Below are 11,531 nucleotides of genomic sequence, written 5' to 3'. Positions count from 1 at the left end.
CAAGCTTCCTGCTGTTACCGTTCGACTTGCATGTATTAAGCCTGCCGCCAGCGTTCAATCTGAGCCATGATCAAACTCTTCACTTTAAATTAGTTGAAGTTTTTTCGGCTCTCTTTGAATGACTGTCTTTCTAATTGCTCTTAGATTTGACACTCAGCTTCTTCAAGAACCATCTTTTATTTCAGCTCATGAATTCAGCGAGTGCCCACACAGATTGTCTAGATTCGTTTTTAAAGAACTTTTTGTTTTTCGCTGTGCTCAGCGAACGATGTGTATTTTAGGTTTTTTATTTTTTTCGTCAACTGTTTTTTTAAATTTTTTTCAAATTTTTTCGTTTTTGGGCAAAAAATCGCTAATGAACACCTATCCATACATCTATATGGAATTTTTATTAAAATTTTGCTCCTGTGATATTCTTTTTGCGTTTTTTGAGGTTTTACGTGATTTTTTAATCAATTATTCCTGATATTCCATTTATTTTTCTTTAACCGCATCCATCGAAAAAAACAAACCCCGTTATCAATCAGGTGATCAATAACAGGGTTCATACTAATTTGCGGGGATTGTTTAGGCATTTTCCGGTTTATTCATCAGAGGCTTTCTTTGCTTTTCTTCTGATGACCATATCTCCATGACCATTGATATCTTCCATGTCTTTGGCCAATTCCATTAAATCCTTGTATACTTTGGTGGCTTTCTTTTCATCTTCCGGTGATATTGCATATCCGGTTCGGACAAGATAATTGCGTTTGATACCTGCATTTTTGCCACATTCTATATCAGTAAGCCTGTCACCGACCATTACAGAACGCTTCAAATCAATATTTAACTGTTTTGCAGCATCGAATATAAGTCCAGCCTTAGGCTTTCTACACTCGCAATCCACTTTGTATTTACCTATTCCCTTTTCAGGATGATGAGGACAGTAATAAATTCCGTCAAGTGTTACTCCACGATCTATGAGACACCAGTCCATCCACTCGGTGAGCTTTAAAAAATCTTCTTCAGTATAGTATCCTCTGGCAATTCCTGACTGGTTGGTTACCACAACCAGAGCATATCCCTTGTTCTGCAGAATTTTTAATGCTTCTATAGCATTTTCAACAAACTCGAACTCATCAATGGTGTACACGTAATCTTTTTCAACATTGATTACACCATCGCGGTCCAGAAAAATCGCAGCTTTGCCCATTGTCTATCCTTAAGAGCTTTCGCACTATGTTAAAATTAAATCATTAAACTTCATACCACGCATTATATCAAAATGTAACACCTGTTTTCCTCATAACATTTCAGGTAAGCCGGAATAAAAGCATATGCAGACTAGAAAAGTGCTTATTATAAATACCGATGATACGGTAACTCAGAAAAACAGATATTCCATCCTGTCAGAAATTAACAAATCTCTGGGTTTTCATCCTCCTGTATTTTCTAACGATAAATATCCTGTTTCATCAGACTCAGAACACTCATCATCAGTTCATACAGACAAATCTCCTGAAGATGGAGCCTCACGATCCCCCATCCAAACCATTAATCTCAATAATATTGCACATTATCTGGGATGTACAAGAGACTCTGCCGTGCTTGTTCAGAATCTTTTCAATGTCGATCAGATTTATTCTCTGTTCGGTTCTTTAAGCACCTCAGGCCTATTGATAATCATCACCAGCCTTCCCAGATGTTTTAATGATTTCTTCAATAGTTGTACACAGAAAAATATTTTTGAAATATTCACAGCTAAGGAAGTTCTTACACACCCTCAATACATTTCAGATTTCATCACTTCCGGAGACGCCGGTAATTACTGTCTGAATTTTCATAATTCAGCGATTCCTGACATTCTCGATACCCAGCAATCATCATATATCGATATTGTTACCAGATATCTTCATGAGAAAAAGAATTTCGTCGTACATCTTGATGGACCAAGAGGAACAGGCAAAACCACGGCCACTGTAAAACTTGTTGATACTCTTGTGCATAGTATGTTTAAATGTGGGGTATTAAATGCAGGGGCCAAAGATATAATCCCTAGGTACACAGCGATTTCAGATATTTCACTCATTACAACTGAAAACATGTGTGAATATGTGGATAAAATTGATTTACTTATTATTGAAGAAGCCGCGGCACTTCCAATATCCCACCTGTTTGAAATATTAAAAATGTTTCCGCGGACAGTTTTGGTCACAACACTGTCAGGCTACGAAGGATCTGCAATGGGGCTTCGCCACCAACTTTATCAGAGCTTCTCCATAACCAGAATCGCGTTGCACAATCATTATCGAAACAACTACGACCATGCAGCAAAATGTCTGGATACACTTTTCTTCAATTCACCAGTTAATGACATAGTTATCAATAGGTTTAATCACAACAGATTATCTGAAAATCCATCAGAAAAAAGCAAATGCATATATATCTCTACCAGAAACAATTCTGACAGTATATCAGTCTGTACTACCGGTATAGAGCTTATGAAAAACAATACAGGGAAATTTATCCTGTACCTCATTAATAGTCTCTTAAAATCCAACCATTATGAACAGACTCCCCAGGACCTTATACGCTGGATAACTCAGGAATATACATGTCTGACATTTATACTGGTAAAAGCTGCAAGTATAGACAGCCGGATCCTGAAGTCCCTTCATCCCTTCTATATTAATAGTAGAGACCTGCAGATGATGACAGCAGACCACAGTGTTAACGCCTTTTTCTCATCCCCTGTCCAATCTTCAGAAAACACCAATACAGTATCAAATTTGCAAAAAAGTTCAGAAGACTATGTAATGTCAGGAGTCACTATTTCCACATGTGAAGGAATGATAGAACCTGAACTTGCAAAAGCAATAATGAATGGTACAAGACAGCCGAAAAACAATCTGTGTCCGCAGACACTTATAACACAGGCCGGTTTTGCCGAAGCAGGAAACTACAGATATCTGAGGATTGAACGAATAGCCGTACTTCCAAAACTCCGCAGAACATCATTGGCCACATCCATGATAAAGGCAGTGGAAGGAATGGCTGCGATGTATCAGTTCAACTTTCTTGGGGTTTCTTTTGCTCTCAGTCTGGGAACAGCAAGATTCTGGCTAAGCAATGACTTCAAACCGGTAAATATCAGTTTTACCCCTGATAATGCCAGCGGTAAACGTTCACTGCTGATGATGAAAGACATTACGGCAAATTCTGAATGTAAGCAACATAATTCCAAAACACTTGTTGTAAATAGAACCTCTGACACATTCAATACCGAGAATGCTTTCAGACTTTTTAAACTGAAACTTCCCCATCTTATTATCCCGTTCAGTCTCGACAAGGAATCAGAAATCCTTTCACAGCTGAATATTTCAGGAATATCTGAACTTTTTCATAAAAAAGAAAATCTCAATAATATAGATGAAAAGTTGTATAAAATAGAATCTGAAACACTTTATGATAAAATATCAGATAGCACTATTACTGATGATCAGATGTATCTGCTAAACGATTTTTTTAATACACACTTTAAAAACACTATTGATAGTATAGTGAATGGTCACCACAGTCTTATTCACAGCATCTACGAAATAAAGATTCTGTTTGATAAACAATATTGTTCTGACCGGCTGTCCAGTGATGAAAAAAAAGCATTAATACTTTTTTTAAATAAAGGTCTTATACCAAAAAACGAACTTCAGTCTCTATTGAAGACAGATGGTGTAAAACAGATTCTCAGACAGCTTCGCAACATTATCAGCAAAATTCAGGGATAAATAACAATGACAGAATCAGTTAATATTTTGGTAGTTGATGATCACGCAGATATCAGAGAACTAATCAAACGATTTCTCGATCAGCACTGCTTTAACACCTTTACAGCCTGTGACGGTGATGAAATGCGAGCTATTCTTAAGAATAATCACATTGATCTGATCGTTTTGGATCTGATGTTGCCAAAAGAAGACGGATTATCAATCTGTCGCAAACTGAGAGAGAATGGTAACAACGTACCTATTATCATGCTTACGGCAATGATAGGTGAAACAGACAAAATCATCGGTCTGGAACTGGGAGCTGATGATTATCTTACCAAGCCTTTCAATCCTAGAGAGCTCCTTGCCAGAATCAAAGCTGTTCTGCGTCGCAGCGACAATATTCAAAAAACCGAAACCCAAAAAACTCTTAAACATTACTTCTTTGATCAATGGACACTTGATGTTCTAAAACGCGAACTTATAGATCCGAACAAAACTATAATTTCCCTGTCCACTGCTGAATACGAACTTCTTATTACTTTCCTGCAGCATCCTCATGAAACTCTGTCAAGAGACCAGCTTCTTGATCAGGCCAGAGGCAGAGAAGCCCAGGTTTTTGATCGTTCCATAGATACTCTTATCAGCAGACTTCGCAAAAAACTGAAAACCGAAAATGATAACTGCAATGAAATAATCAAAACAGTATGGGGTGGCGGATATTGCTTCATAGCAGAGGTAACCAATGATCAGGAGCAGTAAAATCATTCCGCAGACGCTAACCTGGAGACTTATTCTTACCTCAGTTAGCGTACTGATGGCTGTTCAGCTTATAATTATCGTTGTCTTTGTATTGGACATGCGACAGAATTTTGCCGAAAATGCCCACCGAATGACTTTACTAAGATTAATCAGTTCCGTAAGAGTACTGGATCATAACGATCCTAAAATTTACCATGAATTCATCAAAACGAGACTTACTCACGGACTGTTTGCCAATATTTCCACTAATCCCGTGATTCCTGAAAATAGAAATGAGGATTACGAAAACAAGATAAAGAAGGAACTTGACGATTCAGACCGCGAAATCTACATTCAAACCTTCACAAAATTTGATGTAAATACTGAAAACCTCAACATTCCAGAAGAAGGCAGTTTAAAAAATTTCCGTTATGTAGCAAGTAACAGGAAAAATACAGTGTCTTCTACTGATCCTGCCAATAATCAGACTGATACACAGGTCAAAGAACTGACCGATACATTACATCCTACTCAAATGGAAAATATGAATAATGTAATTTCAGGTACAGATAATGACAAGTCAAAGTCTCATCAGATGAATGGATGGCGCGATATTTCACAAATGCCTGTCGGAATGGGACCTCACGGTTTTCCGCCTCCTCCGCCGCCACCGGGGGCAATGAGAGGAATGTTTGGTTTTCCACTGCCTCCACCACATCATGGAAGAATGCATCACCATCATAACAGACATTTTATGCCGGGAACGTTTCAGGTAGTACCGCATAAACATGATATGGAATCCAAAATATCCACTATAGAAAATAATAACCCGTTTGATAATAAAGTTTTGCCTAAAGATGCGCCCTTAGATACTCAGGTTTCTCTCTATGGCTCAATAAAACTTAAATCAGGTTACTATTTTACTTTTGCCTGTTATGAAAATAACACCCTTATTCCTCACCTGTCATCACTTACGGTACTGGCAATCTCTTTTGCCACAATAATCGGCACTCTGCTTTTCTTTCTGCTATTCACTGAACTGACGCGACCGCTGAAATTACTCATGCGACAGGCTGAAAAATTAAGCTCAGACTACAAAACTCCACCTTTGGAAACCAAGGGACCGAAGGAAATTCAGGATCTGCAGCGTTCATTTAACAGAATGCAGGAACATCTGGCAAGCTTTATTGATGATCGCACACGTATTCTTGCATCAATATCTCACGACCTTAAAACACCTCTGACAAGTCTCAGGTTGAGAACGGAATTTCTGGAAGAAAATGAAGACACGGTAAAGCTTAGGGAAACAATAGACACAATGACTGAAATGGTAAAGGCAACATTGCTGTTTGCCAGAGGTGATGAAAACACGGATGAATCACGAGAAATTCATCTCCCAAGCCTGCTTGAAAGCATCTGCAACAACTATACTGATGCAGGCAGGGATATATCATATGAAGAAAGCGGAAAATTCAAAAGGGTTAACAACTTTTTCTGCAGTTCAATGGATATCCACAGAATACTTCAGAATCTTATTGATAATGCATTCCAATACGGAACAAAAGTTAGAGTAAGACTTGAGGAAACTAACGAACAGATCAGCATTTCTGTGTGCGATAATGGTCCCGGAATCCCTGAAGAAAAGCTGGATGAGGTATTTGCACCTTTTATGAGACTGGACGAAGCTAGAAATACACAGGAAGGACATGTGGGACTTGGACTGTCCATTGTCAGAAACATAATCCTTAAACAGGGCGGTAAGATTCATTTACAGAATGCCCACCCTCACGGACTGGAAGCTGTCATCACGTACACTATCCACAACAGCTGATTTAACCGGAGCAACAACCCCGCATCCTTGCTGCAGCGGCGTGAGAATATGGCGAAACAATCAATTAATTTTTATAAACAAGAAAACAATATGAACCTGATAATACTCTTAGCCATTTTTGAATCTCTTTTTTTCACAGTTTTGGGATTTATATCCTTACCTGTTCCGTACAGAGATTTTCTTCCCTCCATGTATACTGGTTTTGCAGGATTTACAAACACATTCCTAATATGTTTTGTAATCAATATACTGCTGGTATATCCGTTTTATAAATTCAAAAAAGTAAAGACATCCTTCGCATCAGCCTTGATTGTACTTCTTGTTCTCTCTATTCTAGCCGTAACGGATTTCAAGGTTTATGCCATCTACAGATTCCATCTTAATAAAGCCATGCTTGATCTGTTTATCAATGGCGGCGGAGACGTTATAGCCTTTTCAGATACCATGTGGTTATCAATCATCGGATACTGTCTTGGACTGCTTCTGTGTTCTCTTACTATTATTATCACTGCATATAAATTTCATGACAGAATAATCACAGGACGAAAAACAGCCATAATATCAACGATTATTGTTCTGTTTATCTTATGTAACCTGGTACATGCGTACAGTAAAGCCAGAGGCATCCCTTCCGTTTATCGTAATTCTGAAGTAATTACACTGTACTATCCGCTAACTGCAAACAAACTACTGGGCGGAACAAATACCTATATTCCCGACGAAACAGGCAATGCCATCAGTTATCCTTTGCACCCTCTGACATATGCTGCTGACAAAAACGATGGTAAAAAACTCAATATCTACATGATTTTCGTAGACAGCTTAAGAGCTGACATGCTCAATAGTGACAACATGCCGTATTTAACTGAAATTGCCGAAAACAATCTTAAATTTACACATCATTTATCAGGTGGCAATGCTACACGAAATGGGGTTTTCACATTATTTTACGGACTTCCGGGAAGCTATTGGAACAGAATTCTAAATTCAAACGTTCAGTCCTCATTAATCACTGGGTTGCAGGAACAGGGCTACAAAATAAATGCTTTCGCAGGAGCTCAATTGTACAAACCTGAATTCAACAAAACCGTATTTTCAAAGGTTAAAGACCTGCGTATTGAGTCTCATGGAAACAATGTGAGTGAAAAAGACCTTAATGCCATCAGTGACTTTAAAAAGTTTGTCACTGACAATCAAGGTTCCCCAAAATTCGCCTTTGTTTTTCTTGATAAACTGCATTCAATGGAATTGACCCCGGAGGAACAGAAGAACAAAAAATTCCCTACCCCATGGAACAGCCCCGACTATCTTGCCATAGATAAGAATTTTGACAGAAACATAATATTCAATCTGTATAAAAATGTAGTCTTTGAAATGGATAAACAGATTAAAGATATCACCGATTTCCTCAAGGAACAGGGAGAATGGGATAACAGCGTAATTATTATTTCCTCAGATCACGGAAACGAATTTGATGATAACGGACACGGATATTACGGTCATAATTCCAATTTTACCGATGCTCAGATTCATATTCCTTTAGTAGTTCACTGGCCAGAAAAAGAACCTCGCGAGTACAATTACACCACAACATCATATGACATAACCGCCACCTTAATGCCTGATGTACTGGGTGTTACTAATGATACGGCCGACTATACAATAGGCAAGTCTCTGTTTGACGGCAGTGAAAGAGACATTATCATCAGTTCAAGCTATCTTGAGGATGCAATAATTAAAAAGGACCACATCATTATCAGCAGTTCAATCAACGGACTAAGCATCAAGACCAAGAACTTCAGTGATTCTGAAAATTCTTTGAGCGCCGAAGACAAAAAAGATATTGAGAGGAAACTTGAAATAGACCGCACATACGTGCACCATGATTAACTGATAAATAAAGCTGATACATACAGGTATCAGCTTTAAGTTCTATAACTATACAAACTGAAGAATACTATTCTTCATCCTCAAACTGAGTTCCCCATCCGTCATAAGCAACATTAAATTCATTACAGATTGAAACCAGTTTGGTAATTTCATCATATATGGCCTGAGCATCCAGCTTTGGATGAGTAATGATAATGGATACACTGAAAAATGTTTCCTTATATTCTTCATCGAAGCATTCATCAGGATCCTCAATATAAATCTCATCACCGAAAACATTGTTCACTTCCACAACAAATTTTTCAAGATTTGCAAAGTTAAGTGAACTAAAGTAATGGATAATATCATATTCCTCATCTTCCGGATTGCCGTCAGCCAGGATCTCTCCTACAATTTGATCAGTCATATGATAGAAATTGTCCAAATCATTGAACTTTGCATAATCCTTAATTGCGGATAATGGACCGCGATCTTCATAATCTAAAGACATAAATAATTCCTGTCAAAAAAGTAGTAACCGACATCTGACTCTATGAAGATTTGTATAATCAGATGCAATAATAAACCATGGTAAAGTATCGTTCCGTACTCTTAACCAAACAAATTAAAATATCTATCTGCAGTCAATTACAGACACAAAAACAACAGTTTTACTGCAAACGGATATTCTTTTGTCAAATACATATACGATAAATCTTTGTCACCGAAAAAAGATTATAATTTCAGTGACATTAATAAATCAATTACGTTATCAGACACATTACGTCCTGTAACAGTTAAAATTTTATAAATCGCAGTTTCTCAACTGCTTCGCATAGCTTCCTGCCGTCTTTTCAACTCTTCTGGCCAACTGCTGAAGGCTCTTGTTTTTAGCATGTGTCTTCTTTTTATAACCGCCCCATCCCTCGTGGTAATTCAGATACTGATTATAAACATCATTGATCTTGACATTATTTACCTTGTTTGTTTTGAGAATATACCAGCTGATAAAATCAAGAGAATCTGCAAAATCGTCACGGGATGAAAAAAAACCACCAGCTTCACTGACATAATCGTCCCATACAGGATCCTGGGCCTGAGCGTAACCATAAGCGGAGCTGCCTCTTCCGTAAGGGATGAACAGGAACCAGCGCATAGGAGGTCTGGCATCATCAACATAACCGGATTCATGGTACATAAATGCCATGGCTATATTGATAGGAACCCCGCGACGCTTATATACATCCTGTGCATCATCATACCAGTTATCCTTTTCCTTAAAAATTTCACATAAATCATTGGGCTTTTTTGGGGGAGTTGTACTACAGGCACATACAGTTACGGAAATTAAAAGTAAAGCAAATAATCTTCTAATCATGCCACACCCAAAAAGAAAACACCTGTGAACGATATATTCTATGTATACTTTTCAGAATAAAAAAGCAATCATGAACGTCAAATACGTTTTTCGCATATTGAACTAAATCAAAAAACATACTTTAACTTAATGGACAAATAACACGAAAAAATCCCTGTACACAGCAGTATACAGGGATTAGCGGACTGTTCTATACTCACACATTCCTTATGACGAAGCAAAAGCACTAAATAGCTTCATCGTTTTCTTCGCCTGTACGGATTCTTACTACTCTATCAACAGAAGTAACAAAAATCTTGCCATCACCAATCTTGCCTGTATGAGCCCCCTGAGTAATTGCTTCAATACAACTGTCAACATCTTCATCTTTAACTACAATTTCAAGTTTGCACTTAGGCAGAAAATCAACAACATATTCAGCTCCACGGTACAATTCAGTATGACCTTTCTGACGACCGAACCCTTTAACTTCAGTGACAGTCATACCGGAAATACCTTTAGAACTCAAAGATTCTCTTACATCATCCAACTTAAAAGGCTTAATAATGGCAGTAATTTTTTTCATATATAATCCTTAGAGAATACAACCTATGTTACTGATTATACTTTGATGCATAAAAAAAATAAATAATGAACTTATTCATAAACAGCAATCAGGTGAATTAAATACGTTAATAACAATTATTGGTAATCAGATGTAAAACATGGATAAGGAAAGAAACAAAAAAGCTCCGTAAAAACGGAGCTTTTAAATTATCTAGAAAAAACTATCAGTGAAGTTCAGATTATTCGATAACCTTAGCAACAACACCAGCGCCTACAGTACGGCCACCTTCACGAATTGCGAAGCGTAAACCCTGTTCCATAGCGATTGGGTGAATTAAGGTAACGATCATCTTAACGTTATCACCAGGCATAACCATTTCTGCACCACCTTCTAATTCAATAGTACCGGTGATATCGGTAGTTCTGAAGTAGAACTGTGGACGGTAACCCTTAACGAATGGAGTGTGACGACCACCTTCATCCTTGGTTAATACGTATACTTCTGATTCAAACTTGGTGTGTGGAGTGATTGAACCTGGCTTTGCAACTACCTGACCACGTTCAACTTCTTCTCTCTTGGTACCACGTAATAAGATACCTACGTTATCACCAGCACGACCTTCGTCCAGTAACTTACGGAACATTTCTACACCGGTACAGGTGGTCTTTGCAGTATCACGGATACCAACGATTTCAATTTCGTCGCCTACGTGAATGATACCACGTTCAACACGGCCGGTTACTACGGTACCACGACCTGAAATTGAGAATACGTCTTCGATTGGTAATAAGAATGGGTGATCGATATCACGTACTGGGTCAGGAATGTAGCTGTCGAGAGTCTTAGCTAATTCGATAACCTTTTCTTCCCACTTAGCTTCACCGTTTAATGCACCTAATGCAGAACCACGGATGATTGGGGTGTCATCACCTGGGAAGTCGTATTCAGATAATAAATCACGTACTTCCATTTCAACTAAGTCTAATAATTCTTCATCGTCTACCATATCGCACTTGTTTAAGAATACTACGATATATGGTACACCTACCTGACGTGCTAACAGAATGTGTTCACGAGTCTGTGGCATAGGACCATCAGTTGCAGCTACTACGAGAATAGCACCATCCATCTGTGCAGCACCGGTGATCATGTTCTTTACATAGTCAGCGTGACCTGGGCAGTCTACGTGTGCATAGTGACGGTTTTCAGTTGAGTATTCAACGTGTGAAGTGTTAATGGTGATACCACGGCTCTTTTCTTCTGGAGCGTTATCGATCTGGTCGAATGCTCTTGCTTCACCACCGTAGGTCTTTGCTAATACAGTAGTGATAGCTGCAGTTAAAGTAGTCTTACCATGGTCTACGTGACCGATTGTACCTACGTTCACGTTAGTCTTTGTACGTTCAAACTTTTCCTTTGACA

At 38.2% G+C, this 11,531-nt stretch carries 9 protein-coding genes and 1 rRNA gene; 4 read left to right on the top strand and 6 right to left on the bottom strand.

Annotated elements, in window-relative coordinates:
* A 16S ribosomal RNA gene (locus BMY80_RS10750) occupies positions 1 to 86 on the bottom strand; the annotation flags it as partial.
* 497 nt (positions 87 to 583) lie between these two features.
* Complete coding sequence (gene gmhB, locus BMY80_RS10745; protein WP_051622049.1) at positions 584 to 1,192, bottom strand: D-glycero-beta-D-manno-heptose 1,7-bisphosphate 7-phosphatase; 609 nt, start codon at positions 1,190 to 1,192, stop codon at positions 584 to 586.
* Positions 1,193 to 1,316: 124 nt separating this feature from the next.
* On the opposite strand from gmhB, the gene BMY80_RS10740 reads away from it, so the two are divergent.
* Genes BMY80_RS10740 through BMY80_RS10725 form a run of 4 tightly spaced genes read left to right on the top strand, consistent with a single transcriptional unit; the run spans position 1,317 to position 8,205 of the window.
* On the top strand, positions 1,317 to 3,764 hold the full coding sequence (locus tag BMY80_RS10740; protein ID WP_093143557.1) for a tRNA(Met) cytidine acetyltransferase TmcA: 2,448 nt from the start codon (positions 1,317 to 1,319) through the stop codon (positions 3,762 to 3,764).
* 6 nt (positions 3,765 to 3,770) lie between these two features.
* Positions 3,771 to 4,505, top strand: a complete 735-nt coding sequence (locus tag BMY80_RS10735; protein WP_093143555.1) for a response regulator — start codon at positions 3,771 to 3,773, stop codon at positions 4,503 to 4,505.
* A complete protein-coding gene (locus BMY80_RS10730; RefSeq protein ID WP_093143554.1) occupies positions 4,489 to 6,315 on the top strand; it encodes a sensor histidine kinase in 1,827 nt (608 codons plus the stop codon). Before BMY80_RS10735 ends, BMY80_RS10730 begins: the two co-directional genes overlap by 17 nt.
* A gap of 48 nt (positions 6,316 to 6,363) precedes the next feature.
* Positions 6,364 to 8,205 carry a sulfatase-like hydrolase/transferase gene (locus BMY80_RS10725; protein WP_093143551.1) on the top strand — a complete coding sequence of 614 codons (1,842 nt, stop codon included), beginning with the start codon at positions 6,364 to 6,366 and terminating at the stop codon, positions 8,203 to 8,205.
* Between the two features lie 67 nt (positions 8,206 to 8,272).
* Here BMY80_RS10725 and BMY80_RS10720 read toward each other — a convergent pair whose 3' ends face one another.
* From BMY80_RS10720 to tuf, 4 genes are all read right to left on the bottom strand, one after another.
* Positions 8,273 to 8,695 (bottom strand): ribonuclease E inhibitor RraB, encoded by a 423-nt coding sequence (locus BMY80_RS10720; RefSeq protein ID WP_093143549.1) that lies wholly within the window; start codon positions 8,693 to 8,695, stop codon positions 8,273 to 8,275.
* A 294-nt stretch (positions 8,696 to 8,989) separates the two neighbouring features.
* Positions 8,990 to 9,562: a transglycosylase SLT domain-containing protein gene (locus tag BMY80_RS10715; RefSeq protein ID WP_031580064.1), complete on the bottom strand. Its 573-nt coding sequence runs from the start codon at positions 9,560 to 9,562 to the stop codon at positions 8,990 to 8,992.
* A gap of 226 nt (positions 9,563 to 9,788) precedes the next feature.
* Complete coding sequence (locus BMY80_RS10710) at positions 9,789 to 10,127, bottom strand: P-II family nitrogen regulator (protein WP_031580065.1); 339 nt, start codon at positions 10,125 to 10,127, stop codon at positions 9,789 to 9,791.
* Positions 10,128 to 10,347: 220 nt separating this feature from the next.
* The coding region (tuf, locus tag BMY80_RS10705; RefSeq protein WP_143066523.1) for an elongation factor Tu at positions 10,348 to 11,531 on the bottom strand (1,184 nt) is incomplete at its 5' end.

Source organism: Ruminobacter amylophilus (genome assembly GCF_900115655.1).
GTDB classification, from domain to species: Bacteria; Pseudomonadota; Gammaproteobacteria; order Enterobacterales; family Succinivibrionaceae; genus Ruminobacter; species Ruminobacter amylophilus.
Note: the sequence above shows the minus strand (reverse complement) of the source record. Positions and strands in the feature narration are given on the sequence as shown.